Raw genomic sequence first — 18,847 nt, 5'->3', positions numbered from 1 at the left:
GCGACGCTCTCAACGCCCCAGGACCGAGCGGACGCCCGTGCGTACAAGGGATGCGTGCAGGTCGAGCAGCAGGGCGGTCAATTCCCTGGCCACCTCGTCGGCCTCGCCGATGGCGCCGGGGGCGCGCCGCTTGAGTATCGGGGCGACGGTCTGCTCGACGAGCCCGGCCTCGCGCTCGGCCGCGGCCCTGACCGCCCGCAGGTGGCGGGCGTGCAGGCCGAAGCGGGACAGGGCGCCCACGGCGCGGGCCACCTTGAGCGCCTCCTCGTCGTAGCGCCTGGCCACGGGCACGAGCAGGCCGTAGTCCTCCAGCTCGGCGAGCGTCTCCTCGTCGATCTCGGCGGCCTCGAGCAGCTCGGCCCGGTCGAGCCTGACCTCCTGCGCCTGCCGGACCTCGCGTGGCCGGCCGAAGCTCTCGGCCATCCGGTCCTTGATCACCCGCAGCGGGAGGTAGTGGTCGCGCTGCTCGGTGAGGATGAAGCGCAGCTGCTCCACGTGGAGGTGGGTGAACTTGCGGTAGCCGGAGGGGCTGCGCTCCGGCTCGATCAGCCCCTCGCCCTCCAGGAACCTGATCTTGGAGATCGTGACATCGGGGAACTCGCCCTGCAGGAGCGCGAGCACCTCCCCGATGCTCATGTGCGACCGTGCCGCCTGAGAACTCACGCGACCGCCTCCCGTGGCCGCGGGCGTGCGGAGGCCGTGTCCATGGGTCTCTCGCTCCGCCCGCTCATACCCCGGGGTTGCCTCGCATCAGGAAGACGAGGCGGAACTTGCCGATCTGCACCTCGTCTCCGGAGTGCAGGGGGACCTCCTCGATGCGCTCCCTGTTGACGTAGGTGCCGTTGAGGCTGCCCACGTCGCGCACGGAGAACTGGCCGCCGCGGTGGCGGTAGAACTCGACGTGGCGGCGGGAGACGGTGATGTCGTCGAGGAAGATGTCGCTCTCCGGATGACGCCCCGTGGTAGTCAGCTCCTTGTCCAGCCGGAAGCGGCTGCCCTGGTTGGGGCCCCTGGTGACGGTGAGCAACGCCGTGCCGGGCGGCAGCTGCTCGACCAGCGCTCGCTCGGCCAGGAGCATGTCGCCTGTCTCAGCCTCGTACGCCTCTATTCCCGCGACGGAGATCGTCGACGTGGTGTCCCCGGAGACCTCGGGCCTGGTCAGCGGTGACCCACAGCGGGAACAGAAACGGGCATCCTCGGGGTTGGCGTGCCCGCACTGCGTGCAGTAGACGCTCGGCATCGATCGGCTCGGCCTCCTACCGCGAAGACGCGGCGACGGTGCTCTGGGGCGCGCCTCGCTTCGCTATTTCAAGTTTGCGAATGCCGCAACTTACGCTGATCAGCGGCAAAGGTCAAGGCGGGGCGCTGCACGTTGGTTCGGACGCAGACAAAGTTACCGCCGCCCCCGCCCCGTGGTCCATGCCGCCGCGCGTTTCTACATTACGATCTTGCGGCACTCTCCGCGCACATCATCGGTAAAGCCTTTCCGATCACGTTCCGTGACCGGGCCGGCCCGCCGCCTGCTCCACGATGCGCGCCCAGCGTTCGAGCAGCGCCTGGGCGCCGTCCACGTCGCCGGCCTCGGCCCACAGGTCGGTGACGGGCTCGGCGGCGGCGGGCAGCACCAGCACCCAGCTCCCGTCGTCGTGCGCGACGCGCACGCCGTCGGTGGTGTCGACGCGGTGGCCGTCGGGCTCGGCCTCGGCCGCCTCCATGACCGAGCGCATCACGGCGCCCTTGGCCGCCCACGGCGTGGGGACCGTCCGGCGCAGCAGCTTCACCTCCGGGATCCGCGCGTCGATCTGGCTGAGCGACAGGCGGGTGCGGGCCACCAGCCCGAGCAGGCGCATGAACGCGGCCAGCCCGTCGATGGCCGGGCTGAACTCGGGCACCACGAAGCCGCCGCGCCCGTCGGCGGCGAAGATCATGTCGGGGCCGGCGGCGGCGGAGGTCAGGGCGTCGAGCGCGGTGGAGGTCCACTGCACCTGGACGCCGTGGAAGCGGCAGACCTGCTCGGCGACCCTGGTCGTGGTGACCGGCAGCGCCACCTGGCCGCCCCTGCGCTCGGCCGCCACCAGGTCGAGCACGACGAGCAGGGCGCGTTCCTCGTCGATGAGCTGGCCCTGCTCGTCCACCAGGGCGATGCGCTCGCCGACCGGGTCGAAGCGCACGCCGAACGCCGCCCGCGAGGAGCCGACCAGCTCGGACAGGCGCTGCAGGTCGCGGCGGCGCCCGGCCAGCGTCTCGGTGGGCGAGACGTCGTCCAGGCGGGCGTTGACGGTGAGCACCTCGACGCCCACCCGGCCGAGCAGCGTCGGCAGCACCAGCGAGGAGGTGCCGCCCGCGCAGTCCACGACCACCTTCATGTCCTTGACGCCGGCCACGCCGACGTGGCGCAGCAGCTCGTGGGTGTAGTCCTCGACGGCCCTGGCCGGATAGGTGAGCTCGGCGATCTCGCCGGGGAAGGCGCGGCGGAACTCCTGGCGGGAGAAGACCCGCTCCAGCTTGCGCTGGGCCGCCGGGGGCAGGTCGGCGCCGCGGCCGTCCATGATGACGATGTCCACGCTCTGCGGGTCGCCCGGGGTGGTGCGCAGCGCGATGCCGCCGGCGGCCGACTCGCGGGCGGTGTGGAAGCGGGCCACGGGCAGCGGGGCCGCCTCCAGGTCGAGGACGTTGATGGCCCCGGCGGTGAGGGCGCCGATGACGGCGCGCTTGAGCGCCCTGGCGGCCAGCGAGCAGTCGCGGGAGGTGACGACGTGCTCGCCCTTCTTCAGCGTGGTGGCGTACGCGCTGGCCAGGCGGACGCACAGCTCGGCGGTGATCTCGACGTTGACCAGGCCGCTGACGCCCCTGGGGCCGAAGAGGTTCCGCTGGCCGCGCGACTCCCAGATGACGCTAGTGTTGACGACCGCGCCGGCCTCGATGGTCTTGAACGGGTACACCTTGACGCCGCTGGAGACGTACGCCTCGGCCTCGATGACGCATTCGTCGCCGATGACCGCGTTCTCCTCGATGCGGGCGCCGGCCATCACGTCGGTGCTCTTGCCGATGACGCAGCCGCGCAGGTGGGCGCCGGGGCCGAGGTAGACGTTGTCGTGGACGACCGCGCGGTGCAGGAAGGCGCCCTCGCGGACGACGGCGTTGTTGCCGAGCACGGTGTATTCGCGCAGTTCCGCGCCCGCCTCGACCTTGGCGTACGAGCCGATCAGGAGGGGCCCCTTGAGCACGGCGTCGGGGTCGACCGAGGCCGAGTCGGCCACCCAGACGCCCGGGGACAGCTCGAACCCGGCGATGTCCAGCCTGACTCTGCCCGACAGGGCGTCCGCCTGGGCCTTGAGGTAGCTCTCGTGGGTGCCGACGTCCTCCCAGTAGCCGTCGGCCACGTAGCCGTAGATGGGGGCGCCGCGCTCCAGCAGGGCGGGGAAGACGTCCGAGGACCAGTCGACGGGCTCGCCTGACGCGACGGCGTCGAGGACCTCGGGCTCCATGACGTAGATGCCGGTGTTGACGGTGTCGGAGAAGACCTGGCCCCAGGTGGGCTTCTCCAGGAAGCGCTGGACGCGGCCCTCCTCGTCCACGATGATGATGCCGAATTCGAGGGGGTTCGGAACCCGTTTCAGGCCGATCGTCACTAATGCCTGATTTTCCCGATGGAATCGCACCATGTCTGATAAATCAATATCAGTCAGGGCGTCGCCGGAGATCACCAGGAATCGATCGTCGCGCAGGCGGTCGGCGGCGTTCTTGACGCTGCCGGCGGTGCCGAGAGGAAGGTCCTCGGTGGCGTACTGGAGGCTCATGCCGAGCTCGTCGCCGTCGCCGAAGTAGTTGCGCACGAGGGCGGCCAGGAACTGCAGCGTGACGACCGTCTCGGTGACGCCGTGCCGTTTGAGCAGGCGCAGCACGTGTTCCATGATCGGGCGGTTGGCCACGGGGAGCAGGGGTTTGGGCTGGTTGGCGGTCATCGGACGCAGCCGAGTGCCCTCCCCGCCCGCCATGACGACCGCCCTCACCCGATCACCCCTTCTTGGCCGCGCTTACCAGCCGCCGCACCTGTATCCCGTACAGCACCCCCGCCCACCAGTACAGGCCCGTGCCCCAGAGCGCGAAGGCCCACCCGACAATTCGGGCTATATCGGCATACCACCCAGTGTGGGAGGCGAGGAAGAGCAGAGGGAAGGCGTACATGAGGTTGAACATGGCCGCCTTGCCCAGGAAATGCACTTGAAGTGCCTTGTATCCATGTTTGCGAAGTACAGGAAAGAAACTCGCGACGAAGAGTTCGCGCGCGAGGATGACGATCACCAGCCACCACGGGATCACCTCGCGCAGCAGCAGGGCGAGGATGGTGGCGAAGACGTAGAGCTTGTCCGCGGCCGGGTCGATGATCCGGCCGAGCCTGCTGATCTGGTTGAACGCGCGGGCGATCTTTCCGTCGAGCCAGTCGGTGAACCCGGCCACCGCGAGGATCCCGATGGCCCATCCGTCCGCCTTGGGCCCGAGAACCAGCCAGAGGAACACGGGGACGCCCAGGAGGCGCAGGAAGCTCAGCAGGTTAGGAACCGTCCAGATCCGGTCCTCGGCGGAAGTTTCGCTCACGCAGGAGACCCTACTGCGTGGAACTCCAACACAGCGGCCCCGCTCACACCCACTCTCCCCACCCTGCCCGGGCCCTGGCCACACGGCCGAACCGGTTCCGGGGAGGGCCAGGTCGCCGGGCGCGGCCAGTCGATCGGGCCCGGCCGAACGGTCAGCCAGGTCCCGGACGTCCAGGCACAGCCGGACGATCAGGTGCGGCCGGACGGTCAAGCGCCATCAAATCGTCAGGCGGCCGGACAACGCCGGGCGGTCAAGCGCCACCGGGCGGTCGGGTGCGTCAACGGGTGGTCAGGTGCGGAGGAAGGCGTGGGTGCGGCCGACGATCTCGAAGCCGAGGCTGGTGTAGAAGTGGCGGGGCCAGTCGTCGGCGTCGGCCAGCAGGAAGATCAGCTCGGCTTCGGCCACCTCGGCGAGCAACGCGTTCATCAGGATCCGCGCGTAGCCCTGGCCGCGGTGCGGCTCGGCGGTGAAGACGCTCTCGATCTGGGCGACGCCGCCGTGGACGTACAGGTCGGCCCTGGTGGCGATCTCGCCGCCGGGGGCACGCACGCCACGGAAGCCGACCGTGGCGGCACCCGGCAGCCGCGCCTCCGCCCGCCGGGCGAGCGCGTCGATCGTCTCGTCGGACGCCTCGGGCAGCGACTCCCGCCAGTCGCGCCGCAACACCGCCACCACCTCCTCCAGCCCGAGCACCTCAACCGGCGGAGGCCCGACTGGGGACATTGCCTGGGATGCGGCCTGGGATGCGGCCTGGGGCGCCGTTGGGGGCGGGGTGGTGGGGGTCGGGCAGTGGAAGGTCATGACCAGGTTGGTCTCGTGGGTCCAGCCGGCGGCGGTGAAGGCGGGGGCGCAGGATGTGCCGAGCCGGTCGTCGTCGACGCACACCAGCCGGTGCCCGCGCGTCGCGAGCGCCTCGTCGGCCGCGGCCATCAGCAGTTCGGCGGCCCGTTCCAGGTCCTCGCCGGGGGCCTCGCGGATGATGAGTTTGTTGTCGTCGTACGAGCCTGGGTAACGATCGTCGAGGACCGCGAACCCGCCCGGCACCGGCCGCACCACCGGCGCCCTGCGCCGGGCGAAGGCGTGCAGGAAGGCGACGGCGCGTGCCAGGTCGGCGGCCGCGCTCCCGCGATCGAGGGCGGGGCCTATGGCGAGCTCATCCATGCGCCCGCCGCACCGCCTCCAGGAACTCCTCGATCAGGCCGGAGTCCTTCACGCCCGGCGCGCTCTCCACGCCGCTGGACACGTCGACCCCCCAGGGCCGTGCGGCCTCGATCGCCTCGGCCACGTTGGCCGGGCCGAGGCCTCCCGCCAGCATCCACTGCCCGGAGGGACGACCGCGCACCGCCGCCCAGTCCCACGGCAGGCCGGAGCCCGCCTGGGGGGCGTCGACGATGAGCAGGTCTTCGTCGTAGGCGCCACAGCGCAGGTCGGCCTGGGCGTCCACGGCCCTGATCAGGCGGGCGCCGAGGTCCTTCAGCGCGGTGAAGTCGCCGTGAGGGTGGTCGCCGTGCAACTGGACGGCCCGCACGCCGGAGGTCAGCGCCGCGGCCCTGACCGTCTCGGGGTCCTCGCCGCGGAACACGCCCACGGTGAGCACATGGCCGGGGACGAGCGCGGCCAGCTCCGCCGCGCGCTCGGGCGAGACGCGGCGGGAGCTGCGGGTCATGACGAACCCGATGGCGTCGGCGCCGGCCCGCACGGCGGTGGCCACGTGTTCCGGCTCGCTCAGTCCGCAGATCTTCACATACACGTCTCCGACTTTAGCGGCGGCGGGCCGCCCCCGGAGACCACTCCCCGGGTGGTACGCCAGCGCAAGGACCACCCCGCGCCCTGGCCGCAGCCGGGTGAAGTCCGCCGCCAGGAGGGCCCGACGGACGGGCGGTCAGCCGGTGGGGCCGCCGCGGGGCTGGCGTACGGGGCGGAAGGCGGCGTCCACCAGGCCGGTGCGGTGGGCGACGACGGCGGCCTGGATCCGGTTGCGCAGGCCCAGTTTGTCCATGGCGGCGGCGATGTGGGTCTTGACCGTGGTGACGCCGACATGCAGCTCCTCGGCGATCTCGGCGTTGGACAGGCCGGTGCCGACCAGGGCGAGGACCTCCAGCTCGCGCTCGGTCAGCCCGGGCGGCGCGGAGGGGGCGGCGGCCTGCTCCTCGGCGGCCAGGAAGCGCTCGACGACCCGGCGCAGTACGGACGGGGCGAGCAGCTGCTCACCGGCCGCCGCCCGGCGCACGGCGTCCACCATGCGCTCGGGGTCGTCGTCCTTGACCAGGAAGCCGACCGCGCCGGCGCGCAGGGCCGCGTAGACGTTGCCGTCCTCGGCGAACGTGGTCAGCACCACGACCCTGGTGCCGGGCCGGGCCGCGAGCACCCGCCTGATGGCTTCGAGCCCGTCCACCCTGGGCATGCGCAGGTCCATCAGGATGACGTCGGGCAGGTGGCGCTCGGACAGGCGGACGGCCTCGGCGCCGTCCTCGGCCTCGGCCACCACCTCCATGTCCCCCGTGGCCTGCAGCAGCATGCGCACGCCCGCGCGGACGAGCGCCTGGTCGTCGGCCACCAGCACGCGGATCACGCCGCGTTCCCCTGCGACAGGCGGGTGGGCAGGTGGGCGGCCAGCAGCCAGCCGCCCTCGCCGTCGGGGCCGGCGCTGAGGGTGCCGCCGACGGTGCGCACCCGCTCGCGCATGCCGGCCAGGCCGCGCCCGGAGGAGGGCAGCCGCTCGATGGCGGTCGGCGGGCGGCCGTTGCGGATCTCCACGTCCAGCCCTTCTTCCGCGGGGGACACGGTTACGCGGACCCGGGTGCCGGGGCCTGCGTGTTTGAGCACGTTGGTCAGTCCTTCCTGAACGATGCGGGCCGCTGAGGTGCGGGCGATGAGCGGGGCCTGGTCGGTCGCCGGGTCGAGGTCGAGGTCCACGAGCAGGCCCGCGGCGGCCATGCGTTCTGCGGACTCGCGTACGACGTCGGCGGGGTTGGCCAGCAGATCGGGCTGCCGGTCGGGGTCGCGCAGCAGGTCGAGCAGGTCGCGCAGGTCCTGCAGCACCTGGTGGCCGGTCTCGCGGATGTCGTTGAGCGCGTCGGCGACGGGGCCGTCGGGCGCGGTGTAGCGGGCGGCGCTGGCTCGCAGCACCATCGCGCCGACGTGGTGGGCGACGATGTCGTGCACGTCGCGGGCGATGCGCTCGCGTTCGGCGAGCTGGTCGGCGCGCACCTGCGCGACCGCGGCGCGGGCGGCCTCCTCGGCGCGCAGCCGTTCGGAGGCGACGGCGGCGCGGCGCATGCCCAGGTAGCGGCCGATCGCGATGGGCGTGGCGACGAGCGTCAGCAGGATGCCGACGCGGAAGCCGGTGATCTCTGTGTCGTCGCCGACGACGGCGATGGAGCTGAGCAGGCAGCCGGTCAGGTACGCGGCCAGCGTCCAGGCCCACGACACCACGCGCATGGCGAACACCCCGATGGCGATGAGGGTGAGGATCAGGCACGTGCCGACCGCCTCGTTGAGGTAGATGTCGGCCGAGACGAGCAGGATGCCCTGGAGAGTGAAGACCAGGCCGGGCCACCTTCTGGCGATGCCCAGCGACAGCCCGCCCACCACGGCCAGCAGCCCCACCACCCAGACGGGCTGGGTGCCGGAGTGCCAGCTGGTCCAGGTGCTCAGCACGGTGATCGCGACTCCGCCCGCGGCCAGCAGCGCGTCAGGGGTGACGTCTCTCTCGTCGAGGCGCTCGGCCGAGCTGCGCAGATACGCTCCGAGTACGGCGGGGAAGACGGGCAGCAGCACGGAGTACATCCACATGTTGCCGGTGAGGGCGATGCCGGGGTCGGCGATGTTGAAGGCGGTCGCGAAGATCGTGGCGATCACGGCCAGGGCGGTGGAGCGCACCGGCGCGCTGTATCCCGCCACTCCCAGCGCCACGCAGACGAGGATCTGCGCCGTGTTGGAGGTGAAGGAGCCGAGCTGGTCGGTGACGGCCAGGACGACGGCCAGATAGAGGGAGACGGCCACGGGCCGGCGGCGGACGAGGCCCATGGGCAGGCCGACGAGCAGCGCCATGAGGAGGTTCGTCTCCACGGGCAGATGTTCGCTGTCGCCCGCGTTCGCCGTGGTCAGCAGATCGAGACCCACTCCAGAGGCCGCGAGCAGGACATCAAGCGGCACACCGCGCCAACGCATGGAACACACCGTATAGGCCCCGTGTGAGCTGCTGATCCACCGCGCGGAGGACATCGCCTCCTCCAAGTGGCCGCAGCTCCGCCCGGAGGGGGGAGCGTTCATGCCCTCCGGTAGCCTAGGTTCGGGTCATGTCCAACGACACCGCACTCTTCCTCGGCCAGTTTCTGCGCTCCCCCGGAACCGTCGGCGCGCTCGCGCCCAGTTCGCGGTGGCTGGCGTCGGCCGTCTGCGCGCCGATCCCCGAGCGTGGCGAGCCGATCGTGGTGGAACTCGGGCCGGGCACGGGCTCGTTCACGGTGGAGATCCAGCAGCGGCTGGGCGGGCGGGGCCACCATCTGGCCGTGGAGCTGAACGAGGCGATGGCTACCTTGCTGGCCGAGCGCTTCCCCACGGTGGACGTGGTCAACGACAGCGCCTCCCGGCTGTGTGAGCTGCTCGGCGAGCGCGGGCTGCGCCGGGCCGACGTGGTGGTGAGCGGGTTGCCGTGGGCGGCCTTTCCCCAGCAGGTGCAGCATGAGTTGCTGAGTGCGGTGACGGATGCGATGAACCCTGGGGCGGCTTTCACCACGTTCTCCTACATTCACGCCATTCCGTTGAGTTCGGCGCGGCGGTTCCGCGCGCTGCTGGCGGAGCGGTTCGAGGAGGTCGTGCAGGGGCGTACGGTGTGGCGCAACACCCCGCCGGCCTTCGTCTTCCACGCCCGCCGCCCCCGCTGACGGGCGACGCGCGGGTGTTCGGCGGGAAGGCACGGGGTGGCCGGCCGCCCGATCGGCGCCTGGATCGGACGGGCCGCGTCTCTTGACCGGGGAGCTCCTGCTCAACCCCTCGTGACGCGGACGCTCGGACCGCCCCGCGGCTCTGCACCGGCTCTCAGGCCGGGTCACCCGCCCTGTCGCGGCGGGCGTACGTGCTCCTGGCCTCCTCCCCCGTAGTCCCGCGGACCACCGGCGATCGCACCAGCCGCCGGCGGGCGCCGGCTCCCTCCGCCCGGGCTGCGTTCTCGGCCTCGGCGGACGGGGCCGCGGCCTCCCGATGCCGGAGCCTCGGCAGGTCCACCCCCCTGTGGTCCTCCATGGGCTCCCGCTACCCGGGGCTCGGGCAAGCACACCAGGCTCAGCCGAACGCGGGCGGCCGCTTCTCGCGCAGCGCGCGCACTCCCTCGGCCGCGTCGGGGCCGGTGAAGCCGAGGAACTCCATCGCGAGAGACGCGTCGAAGGAGGGCCCGGCCAGGCGCAGCCAGTTGTTGAGCGAGTATTTGGTGAGCCTGATCGCCTCGGGTGACCCGGCGGCGAGCCTGACGGCGATCTCCATCGCCTTGTCGTGCACCTCGTCGTCGTCCACGCAGAGGCTGACCAGGCCCATCCGCTCGGCCTCCGCGCCCGTCATGGGCTCGCACAGCAGCAGGTGGTATTTCGCCTTGGCCAGCCCGCACAGCAGCGGCCAGACGATCGCGGCGTGGTCGCCGGCCGCGACGCCGAGCCTGGTGTGGCCGTCGATGATCCGCGCGGTACGGCCGGCGACGGAGATGTCGGCCAGCAGCGCGACCGCGAGCCCGGCGCCCACGGCGGGGCCCTGGATGGCGGAGACGATCGGTTTGGAGCAGTTGAGCACGTTGTAGACGATGTCGCGGGCCTCGGCGAACACGCGCAGCCTGGTGGCGTGGTCGCGCATCATGTCCTCGATCATGGACAGGTCGCCGCCGGCCGAGAACGCCCGGCCCTCTCCCCTGATCAGGACGGCCCTGACGGAGTCGTCGCGGTCGGCGTCGCGCCAGACCTCGCCCAGCTCGCGGTGGGCGGTGGCGTCGACGGCGTTGAGCTTGCCCGGCTCGCTGATGGTGATCCGCAGGACGCCCTCGGCGGGGGTGTCGAGCAGCAGCTTGTCGTAGGCGTCCTTCACGGCCGCTCCCCCGTCGTCGCCGTCATGATCGCTCCCCCGTTCGCGATGGCCGGTATGGACTCAGAACGACGCGCGCAGCCGTTCTGCCACGTAGTCGCCGGCCTCGACGGCCTGGTCGAACAGGCCGGGCAGGACGAAGAAGCCGTGCACCATGCCGTCGTATCTGCGCAGGCCGACCGGCACGCCGGCCTCGGCCAGCCGGGCGGCGTAGCTCTCGCCCTCGTCTCTGAGCACGTCGTACTCGGCGGTCACGACGGTGGCGGGGGCCAGCCCGGCGACGTCGGGCAGGCGCAGCGGCGACAGGCGGGGGTCGGCCGGGTCGGCGCCGGCGGCGTACTGCTCGACGAACCAGGCCATGTCGGCGGCGTCGAGACCGAGGCCCTTGGCGTTCTCGGTGTAGCTGGGGGTGTCCATGGCGACGTCGAGCACCGGGTAGACGAGCACCTGGTGGGCCAGGGTGAGGCCGGCGTCGCGGGCCTGCCAGGCGGCGACGGCGGCCAGGTTGCCGCCGGCGCTGTCGCCGATCACGGCGACGCTGCCGTTGCTCTGGTAGAAGGCGGGCCTGGCGAAGATGTCGCGCACCACGGTCCACGCGTCGTCGGCGGCAGCGGGGAACGGATCTTCCGGAGCCAGCCGGTAGTCGACCGACACGACCACGGCGCCGGTGCCGATGGCCAGGCCGCGGCCGGTCGCGTCGTTGCGCTTGACACTGCCGAAGACCCAGCCGCCGCCGTGGAAGTAGACCACGACGGGCAGCGGGCCGTCGCCCGGGTCGGCGCGGTAGATGCGGATGGGCACGTCGCCGACCCGCTCGTCGCGGACGAACGGCAGCTTCGTCAGCGGCCCTCGATGGGGCGCCAGGAGGTCCTGCTCGCGCATTTCGCGGATCTCGGCGGGGCTGAGCGAGGACAGGCCGGCATCGGCGACCGACGAGTTCTGGGCGACGAAGTCCCGCGCCTGGGGGTGCAGCGGCATGATCGCAGCCTACCGGGCCGCCTCCATGAACGCATCGAAGAGCCGATTGTCCTCACCCCGCTCGGGATGCCACTGCACCCCCACGCCGAAGCGGTGTCCCTGCAGTTCCACGCCCTCCACGATCTGGTCCTCGGCCCAGGCCACGGCCAGCAGGCCGGTGCCGAGGCGGCGTACGGACTGGTGGTGCGGCACGCTCACCTCGATCCGGTCGCCGACGGCCTTGCCGAGCTTGCTGGAGACGCTGACCTGGATCGTGTGGACGGCGCCGGGGACGGCGTGGCGGTCGCTGTCGAGCACCTCGGGCAGCCAGGGGATCAGCGTGCCGCCCTGGGCGACGTTGAGCACGTGCATGCCCCTGGAGATGGCCAGGATGGGCACGTCGGCGCGGACGGCGGCCCTGGCGACGGCCAGTTCGAACCGGTCGCGGTGGCTCTGCGGCTCGGCGACGTGCTCGTCCTGCTCGCCGTTGTAGGTGTCGGCGCCGAGCTCGACGCCGCCGGCCAGGACGATGCCCCGCAGGCCGCGTACGTAGTCGTCCACGGCGTGCGGGCCGAGCGGCGGCAGCACCACGGGCGCGCCTCCCGCCCGGATGACCGCCTTGGCGTAGGAGGGTGGGGACACCACGGCCTCGCGCACCCAGTCACCCCAGCGTGCGGCTTCGAAGTAGGCGGTGATACCGATGAGCGGACGGGACATGCGATCTCCAGGGTGCAGGGTGGAGTTCGGGCGGCTGTCAGCCGGTTCGAGATGACGACCCCTTGCCCCATCATGGCGCACTCCCTTTCCGACATGTCACCCCTCCCCGAGATCCCTGCCTGCCACTTGCCTCCGGCGGCCTCCGGACGACGGTCCGCGGCGGCCCGGGCGGGCGTCATTCCCTCGGCTTCGCGGAAATCCCCGGGAACGGCCTTTCCGGCGCCATGAAAGGCGAATATTAATTTCTTTCACCTTAGCCATCCGAAAATCACACACAGCTGGACGCGGATAATCACGAAACCACTACAGGTAGTTCCGCTTCGCACCGTATCGGGGGAAACGGTTGTGACGGGTCATCGGTGGTGTAACACTCGAATTCGAGCGCACGGATGTGCCGGGGCCTGTCCCGCGCTCGTGACCCGGAACCGTCAGGGAGGTGAACGACGAAGACCGGAACGCGTTTCCGGTCAAGGGGTGGGGTTGGATATATGTCGTTGAATCCGCGCCTGGTAAAAGAGAGTTTCTCCGTCATCGAGCCGGTGGCCGACAAGGCCACGGCCTACTTCTACGGCCGGTTGTTCGCCGAGAACCCGCACCTGCGCGGGATGTTCCCGCCCGCCATGGACGTGCAGCGGGACCGGCTGTTCAGCTCGTTGATCCGGATCGTCTGGAGCCTGGACAGTCCGGACGGGCTGGCGGGCTTCCTCGGGCAACTCGGGAGGGACCATCGCAAGTACGGCGTCATCGCCGAGCACTACACGGCCGTGGGCAACGCCCTGCTGGCCACGATCAGGCGCTTCGCCGCCGACGTGTGGAACCACGAGATCGAGGCGGCCTGGGTGTCGGCGTACTCGGCGGCGGCCAACCTGATGATCGGGGCGGCCGAGTCGGACGCCGGGGTCTCCCCGGCCTGGTGGCTGGCCGAGGTCGTCGGGCACGAGCGGCGGCACCGGGACATCGCGGTGCTCACGCTGCTGCCGACGCAGCGGCTGCCGTACACGCCGGGCCAGTACGTGAGCGTGCAGACCGCGCGCTGGCCGCGCGTGTGGCGGACGTTCTCGATCGCGAACGCGCCGCGCCCGGACAACACGATCACCCTGCACGTCCGCTCCGTGCCCGGCGGCTGGGTCTCGACCGCGCTGATCAGGCACACCAAGGTCGGCGACACGCTGATGCTGGGCCCGCCCATGGGCACGATGACGCCGCGCGAGAACAGCGTGCGCGACGTGCTGTGCGTGGCCGGCGGCACCGGGCTGGCGCCACTGAAGGCGATCGTGGAGTCGATCATCTCCTCGGGACGCCGTCCCGCCATCCACCTGATGTACGGGGCCCGCAGCGCCGACGAGCTGTACGACCTGCCCGACCTGATCAGGCTGGAGTCGTCGTTCCCGTGGCTGCGGGTGCTGCCGGTGGTGTCGGGCCAGCCCGGCTACGAGGGCATGCGCGGCCATCTGCCGGAGGTGACGCAGCGCCTGCGCTCCTGGACCGACCACGACGTGTACGTGTGCGGCCCGGCCGCCATGGTCAACGAGACCGTGCGCCGTCTCCAGGGGGACGGCGTGCCCCTGGTCCGCATCCACCGGGACGTCGCCCACGCCGAACGATGAGCCCTCCGGGGCCGGAAGTGTCCCATTTCTTGATCGGGAGGTTGACAGCAGGGGGTCGGGCGGTGCCATCTGGATGGGACACGCCAAGTGGAGGTGGACTGTGCCAGCCCCCGCCCGGCGCCGAGGAATCGGCGGACTCGTCCCCGTCATCGAAGTGGCCGTCCTCATCGCGGCCCTGCTCGCCGTTCCCGTTCCCGTTCGCGCCGACGACGGGGTTGGCGTGCCGCTGACCGAGCTCGGCGCCGACACCGCCGATGACACTGCCGACGACAGGGGCGGCGACGACAGGGCCCAGCGCGGCACGCAGGCAGGGTCCGACACCTTCCAGTGGGGCTCGACCATCGTGGCGGCGCAGCAGTCGGGCCGCTTCCACGACGCGGGCGCGTCGGGGATCGCCTTCGCGACCTCCGCCGACAACGGCGCCACCTGGGCGAAGGGGCTGTTACCCGGCCTGACGACGCCGGGCGGCGGGCCGTACGCGCGGGTCAGCGACCCGTCGGTGGCCTTCGACGCCCGGCACGGCGTGTGGCTGATCGCCTCGCTGGCGCTGTCGGACGCGGGCGGGCTCACCGGGGCGGCGGTGCTGACCAGCCGCTCGGCCGACGGGGTGACCTGGGACAGACCGGTGACGACCGCCGTGGCGGGCGGAGGCGACCTGGACAAGCCGTGGATCGTCTGCGACAACGGCGCGCAAAGCCCGTTCCGCGGCCGCTGCCACGTCCTGTACGACGACCACGCCGACGGCAACGCGATCCACCTGGCCCGTTCCTCCGACGGCGGCCTGACCTGGGAGGTCACGGGCACGTCCGCCACGGGGATCGGCGGGCAGCCGGTGGTGCGGCCGAACGGGGCCGTGGTGGTCCCGTACCTGGGCAACGACGGCCGGATCCGCTCGGTCCGCTCCCGCGACGGCGGGGCGAGCTGGGAGGAGAGCGTGCTGGTCGCGGAGACGCAGCGGCACGCGGTGGCGGGCGGGTTACGGGCGGCGCCGCTGCCGTCGGCGGAGACCGACGCGAGCGGCGCCGTGTACGTCGCCTGGCACGACTGCCGCTTCCAGACCGACTGCGGCGGCAACGACATCGTGCTCAGCCGCTCGGCCACGGGCGCCTCGTGGAGCGAGGCCGCCCGGGTCACCTCCGACGGGGGCGACCACTTCATCCCCGGCCTGGGCGTGGACCGCGAGAGCGCGGGCGACCAGGCCAGGCTCGCGCTCGTGTACTACCGCTATCCCGAGGCCCTCTGCACGCCCGCGACCTGCCGCCTCACGGTCGCCTACACCTCCTCATCCAACGGCGGGGCGAGCTGGTCGCCGCCGCTGGAGCTGGCCGGGCCGATGTCGCCCGGCTGGCTGGCCGCCACCGCGGACGGCCGGATGGCGGGCGACTACCTCTCGGTCTCGATCGTCCCCGGCGGCAGTGCCTTCCCGGCGTTCGCCGTGGCGGCGGCGCCGGCGGGCGGCGTGCTCGACGTCCGCACGCACACCGTCACGGGCGGCCTGCCGATCATGAGCGGCGAGCCGCCGACGGTGGCCAGGGCGGCGGCCATCGCCTCGGGCGACCCCCACCCGGCCCTCCCCCCGACGGCCCGCTGACCCGGGCGCCGGGGCCCCTGCGCTCCCCGCGACAGCCCGCTGACCCGGGCGCGGGGCCCTGCGCTCCCCGCGACTGCCCGCTCGCCCGGCCGTCCCGACGCGACCGGGTCAGGCCCGGCCGCCGAAGGCCGCGGCCGTCTCCTCGTCGGCGGGCCAGAACGTCTCGATGGCCAGCTCGGACACCGTCACGTCCAGCGGCGTCCCGAACGTGGCGATCGTGGTGAACATCGACAGCACCCGGTCACCGGCCGCGATCCGCAGCGGCAGCAGGATGTCGCCCGGCCCCGGCACGTGCGCCACGTTGAGGTCGACGCCCGGATAGGTGTAGGCCGCCAGCTCGTCGTGCAGCTCGGCCAGCCGGCCGTGCCCGGACGCCTCGGCCTGCCTGCGGAGCTGGTGCAGCAGGTGGGCGCGTACCTCGGCCAGGTTGAGCAGCCGCCCGCCCATCGCGTCGGGGTGCAGCGACAGCCGCATCACGTTGATCGGCTCCGTCAGCAGCTCGGCCGGCACGCCCTCCATGAACAGGCCCGCCGCCGAGTTGGCCGCCACCAGGTTCCACATGGCGTCCACCACGACCGCCGGGTAGGGCTCGTGCCCGGCCAGGATCCGGTCCAGTGCCCGCTGGACGACCTCCATCTCGGGCGCGCGTACTTCCCGTTCCGGATAGACGGGGGCGAACCCGGCCGCCACCAGCAGCCTGTTGCGGTGCCGCAGCGGCACCGCCAGCTCCTCGGCCAGCTTCATCACCATCTCGCGGCTCGGGCGGGCGCGCCCGGTCTCCAGGAAGCTGACATGGCGGGCGGACACGTCCGCCTCGATCGCCAGGTCCAACTGACTGACCCTCCGTCGCTGCCGCCAGGCGCGCAGCAACTCTCCGAAGGACTCCTCATGTACGGCGACCGCTCCCATGCCCCACAAGGTATCGGGCGCAGGGAAGGGTCTCGATTACCCGGGAGGTAATGCGGGCTCGGCCGGCCGCCCTTCTGCGGGGAATCTCCCAGTCCTCGGTAACTGTCGGTGCCGCGTGGCACGATGGGCCGCAAGCGAACATTGGAGCAATGTCATGAGCGACGCAGTGCTCGCGATCGGCACCCGCAAGGGCCTGTTCCTCGCCCGCTCGGCGGGCGGCGGCCCCTTCGAGGTCGAGCCGATCCAGTTCTCCACGATCGCGGTGACCTCCGTGGCCGTCGACACCCGCGGCGCCACTCCCCGCCTGCTGGCCGGGATCGAATACGGCCACTTCGGCCCGTCGGTGATGTACTCCGACGATCTCGGCAAGAGCTGGCAGGAGGCGGAGCAGCCGCCCATCGCCTTCCCGGAGAAGACCGGGGCCACGCTGAGCCGGGTCTGGCAGCTGCTGCCCTCCCCGTCCGAGCCGGGCGTGGTGTGGGCGGGCGTCGAGCCGGCCGCGCTGTTCCGCTCGGAAGACGGCGGCGTGACCTACCGCCTGGTCGAGGGGCTGTGGGACCATCCGCACCGTGAGCAGTGGCAGCCGGGCGGCGGCGGGCTGTGCCTGCACACGATCGTCGGCCATCCTACCGACCCGGAGATCATGGCCGTCGCCGTCTCGGCCGCCGGCTTCTACCGCACCTCTGACGGGGGCGCGTCGTGGGAGGCGGCCAACAAGAACATCCGGGCGCCGTTCCTGCCGGAGGGGCAGCAGTTCCCCGAGTTCGGGCAGTGCGTGCACAAGGTGTCGATGCATCCGTCCCGGCCCGAGCGGCTCTACCTGCAGCACCACTTCGGCGTCTACCGCAGCGACGACTTCGGCGGGAGCTGGCGCGACATCGGCTCGTCGCTGCCGTCCGACTTCGGCTTCCCGATCGTGGCGCATCCGTCGCGGCCCGACACGGTCTACGTGCTGCCGCTGACGGCCGACGTCGACCGCACGCCCGTCGACCACCGCTACCGCGTCTACCGCAGCGACGACGCGGGCGGGAGCTGGCGGCCGTGCTCGCAGGGGCTGCCCGAGGGGCCGGTCTACGCGACCGTGCTGCGTGACGCGATGACCGCATCGGAGGCGGGGCTGTTCTTCGGCACCCGCGACGGCGAGGTGCACTGCTCGCGCGACGACGGCGAGACCTGGTCGACGGTCGCCCGGCACCTGCCCGACGTGCTCACCGTGCGCGCGGCGGTGCTCTAGTTGATCGCGAAACCGGTGATGATGGTCGTCTTCGTGCTGCCCAGCTCGCTGCGCAGGTGGGTGAGCGGGCGGACGGAGGTCAAGGTCTTCGCCGTGGGCGCCGACCGCCACTCCCCGCCCACCCTGGGCTCGGCCCTCGACACGCTGCGGCGTACGCATCCGATGCTGGAGGAGCGGCTGCGCGACGACTACGGCCGCATCCGCCGGCACATCAGCATGATCGTGTGCGGCGAGAACGCCCGGGGGCTCGGCGGGCTCGACTGCGCCCTGCCCCCGGGGGCCGAGGTCTACGTGCTCCCGGCGCTCGCCTGAGCCGCCGGGCCACGGCTCAACGGCTCAGGGGCTTCAGGGGCAGACGCGGCCGTTGGCCTCGAACGCCGCGTGGGTGAGCGGCATGAGCTCGGCCCAGAGCGCCTCCATCTTCTCCGCGACCATCTCGATCTCCCGCTGCGGGAACGAGGGGAAGGTGGAGTCGTCCCGCTTGACGCGCAGCGACAGGAAGTTCATCAGCGCGCGGGCGTTGCAGGTGGCGTACATCGAGGAGTAGAGGCCGACGGGGAGCACCGTGCGGGCCACCTCGCGGGCCACCCCCGCCTCGATCATCTCCAGGTAGGCGCGGTAGGACTGCCGGTAGCTCTCCCGCGTCGTCTCGGCGACCAGCTCCTGCTGCTCAGGCGTGCCGTCACGGAACACGTATTTGCCCGGCTTGCCCTCCTGGACCAGCTTGCGGTCGGGGCCGGGCACGTAGAAGACCGGTTCGAGCTGCCGGTAGCGGCCCGACTCCTCGTTGTAGGAGAACGTGCGGTGCCGCATGAACTCGCGGAACACGAAGATCGGCGCGCTGACGTAGAACGTCATGGACGAGTGCTCGAAGGGTGTGCCGTGCCTGTCGCGCATCAGGAAGTTGATCAGGCCCTTGGAGCGCTGGGGGTCCGCCTCGATCTCGGCCAGCGAGCTCTCGCCCTTGGTGGAGACCCGCGCCGCCCACAACACGTCGGCGTCGGACGCGGCCGACTTCACCAGCTCCACGTCCACGTCGCTGCGGAACTTGACCTCTGCCTGCGGCTCCATTGCGCCCATCCGCGCCCCCGTTCTGCTTGACGATGTGCCGGCTCAAGCAAACCAGGTCACGGCCCCGGACGCGAGTCGGCGCCCGCCGCCCCC

Annotated in this window: 19 protein-coding genes; 5 read left to right on the top strand and 14 right to left on the bottom strand. The window is 71.8% G+C overall.

Annotated elements, in window-relative coordinates:
• Positions 1 to 9: 9 nt before the first annotated feature.
• From AB0C28_RS08525 to AB0C28_RS08490, 8 genes are all read right to left on the bottom strand, one after another.
• Positions 10 to 636: a MerR family transcriptional regulator gene (locus AB0C28_RS08525; RefSeq protein ID WP_106237612.1), complete on the bottom strand. Its 627-nt coding sequence runs from the start codon at positions 634 to 636 to the stop codon at positions 10 to 12.
• 91 nt (positions 637 to 727) lie between these two features.
• Entirely contained in the window at positions 728 to 1,240 is a 513-nt protein-coding gene (locus AB0C28_RS08520) for an FHA domain-containing protein (RefSeq protein WP_357842388.1), read from the bottom strand.
• A gap of 250 nt (positions 1,241 to 1,490) precedes the next feature.
• Positions 1,491 to 4,013, bottom strand: coding sequence for a mannose-1-phosphate guanyltransferase (locus AB0C28_RS08515; protein ID WP_357842385.1), 2,523 nt, complete (start codon positions 4,011 to 4,013; stop codon positions 1,491 to 1,493).
• A 4-nt stretch (positions 4,014 to 4,017) separates the two neighbouring features.
• Positions 4,018 to 4,599 (bottom strand): CDP-alcohol phosphatidyltransferase family protein, encoded by a 582-nt coding sequence (locus AB0C28_RS08510; protein ID WP_346110939.1) that lies wholly within the window; start codon positions 4,597 to 4,599, stop codon positions 4,018 to 4,020.
• A 288-nt stretch (positions 4,600 to 4,887) separates the two neighbouring features.
• A complete protein-coding gene (locus AB0C28_RS08505) occupies positions 4,888 to 5,760 on the bottom strand; it encodes a GNAT family N-acetyltransferase (RefSeq protein WP_358073469.1) in 873 nt (290 codons plus the stop codon).
• Entirely contained in the window at positions 5,753 to 6,349 is a 597-nt protein-coding gene (locus AB0C28_RS08500) for a phosphoribosylanthranilate isomerase (RefSeq protein WP_357842379.1), read from the bottom strand. The genes AB0C28_RS08505 and AB0C28_RS08500 overlap by 8 nt, the downstream gene beginning before the upstream one ends.
• Before the next feature lie 132 nt (positions 6,350 to 6,481).
• On the bottom strand, positions 6,482 to 7,171 hold the full coding sequence (locus AB0C28_RS08495; protein ID WP_357842376.1) for a response regulator transcription factor: 690 nt from the start codon (positions 7,169 to 7,171) through the stop codon (positions 6,482 to 6,484).
• Positions 7,168 to 8,772, bottom strand: a complete 1,605-nt coding sequence (locus AB0C28_RS08490; RefSeq protein ID WP_358073468.1) for a histidine kinase — start codon at positions 8,770 to 8,772, stop codon at positions 7,168 to 7,170. Before AB0C28_RS08490 ends, AB0C28_RS08495 begins: the two co-directional genes overlap by 4 nt.
• A 128-nt stretch (positions 8,773 to 8,900) precedes the next feature.
• Between AB0C28_RS08490 and AB0C28_RS08485 the strand changes: the two genes are divergently transcribed.
• Positions 8,901 to 9,488 carry a methyltransferase domain-containing protein gene (locus tag AB0C28_RS08485; protein ID WP_357842370.1) on the top strand — a complete coding sequence of 196 codons (588 nt, stop codon included), beginning with the start codon at positions 8,901 to 8,903 and terminating at the stop codon, positions 9,486 to 9,488.
• A 154-nt stretch (positions 9,489 to 9,642) separates the two neighbouring features.
• Here the strand turns inward: AB0C28_RS08485 and AB0C28_RS08480 are convergent, their stop codons facing one another.
• The 4 genes from AB0C28_RS08480 to AB0C28_RS08465 are packed head-to-tail and all read right to left on the bottom strand — an operon-like array spanning position 9,643 to position 12,342.
• A complete protein-coding gene (locus AB0C28_RS08480; protein ID WP_357842367.1) occupies positions 9,643 to 9,846 on the bottom strand; it encodes a hypothetical protein in 204 nt (67 codons plus the stop codon).
• 39 nt (positions 9,847 to 9,885) lie between these two features.
• Complete coding sequence (locus AB0C28_RS08475) at positions 9,886 to 10,671, bottom strand: enoyl-CoA hydratase/isomerase family protein (RefSeq protein ID WP_326643817.1); 786 nt, start codon at positions 10,669 to 10,671, stop codon at positions 9,886 to 9,888.
• A gap of 60 nt (positions 10,672 to 10,731) precedes the next feature.
• Positions 10,732 to 11,646 (bottom strand): alpha/beta hydrolase, encoded by a 915-nt coding sequence (locus tag AB0C28_RS08470; RefSeq protein ID WP_357842363.1) that lies wholly within the window; start codon positions 11,644 to 11,646, stop codon positions 10,732 to 10,734.
• 9 nt (positions 11,647 to 11,655) lie between these two features.
• Positions 11,656 to 12,342, bottom strand: coding sequence for a gamma-glutamyl-gamma-aminobutyrate hydrolase family protein (locus AB0C28_RS08465; RefSeq protein ID WP_358073467.1), 687 nt, complete (start codon positions 12,340 to 12,342; stop codon positions 11,656 to 11,658).
• 488 nt (positions 12,343 to 12,830) lie between these two features.
• On the opposite strand from AB0C28_RS08465, the gene AB0C28_RS08460 reads away from it, so the two are divergent.
• On the top strand, positions 12,831 to 13,949 hold the full coding sequence (locus AB0C28_RS08460; RefSeq protein ID WP_357842357.1) for a globin domain-containing protein: 1,119 nt from the start codon (positions 12,831 to 12,833) through the stop codon (positions 13,947 to 13,949).
• Between the two features lie 100 nt (positions 13,950 to 14,049).
• Positions 14,050 to 15,540, top strand: a complete 1,491-nt coding sequence (locus AB0C28_RS08455) for a sialidase family protein (protein ID WP_358073466.1) — start codon at positions 14,050 to 14,052, stop codon at positions 15,538 to 15,540.
• Positions 15,541 to 15,648: 108 nt separating this feature from the next.
• Here the strand turns inward: AB0C28_RS08455 and AB0C28_RS08450 are convergent, their stop codons facing one another.
• The gene (locus AB0C28_RS08450; protein ID WP_357842350.1) at positions 15,649 to 16,449 is read right to left on the bottom strand and encodes a helix-turn-helix transcriptional regulator; all 801 of its coding nucleotides are present in this window, start codon (positions 16,447 to 16,449) and stop codon (positions 15,649 to 15,651) included.
• 154 nt (positions 16,450 to 16,603) lie between these two features.
• Between AB0C28_RS08450 and AB0C28_RS08445 the strand changes: the two genes are divergently transcribed.
• Both AB0C28_RS08445 and AB0C28_RS08440 read left to right on the top strand, forming a co-directional pair.
• Complete coding sequence (locus AB0C28_RS08445; protein WP_357842347.1) at positions 16,604 to 17,683, top strand: exo-alpha-sialidase; 1,080 nt, start codon at positions 16,604 to 16,606, stop codon at positions 17,681 to 17,683.
• Positions 17,684 to 17,995 (top strand): hypothetical protein, encoded by a 312-nt coding sequence (locus AB0C28_RS08440; RefSeq protein WP_326643828.1) that lies wholly within the window; start codon positions 17,684 to 17,686, stop codon positions 17,993 to 17,995. It abuts the gene before it with no gap.
• 33 nt (positions 17,996 to 18,028) lie between these two features.
• Here AB0C28_RS08440 and thyX read toward each other — a convergent pair whose 3' ends face one another.
• Positions 18,029 to 18,754, bottom strand: a complete 726-nt coding sequence (gene thyX, locus AB0C28_RS08435) for an FAD-dependent thymidylate synthase (RefSeq protein WP_358073465.1) — start codon at positions 18,752 to 18,754, stop codon at positions 18,029 to 18,031.
• Positions 18,755 to 18,847: the final 93 nt, after the last annotated feature.

The sequence above is a fragment of the Nonomuraea sp. NPDC048892 genome, assembly GCF_040649735.1.
GTDB classification, from domain to species: Bacteria; Actinomycetota; Actinomycetes; order Streptosporangiales; family Streptosporangiaceae; genus Nonomuraea; species Nonomuraea maheshkhaliensis.
This window is presented reverse-complemented; position numbering and strand designations above follow the sequence as displayed.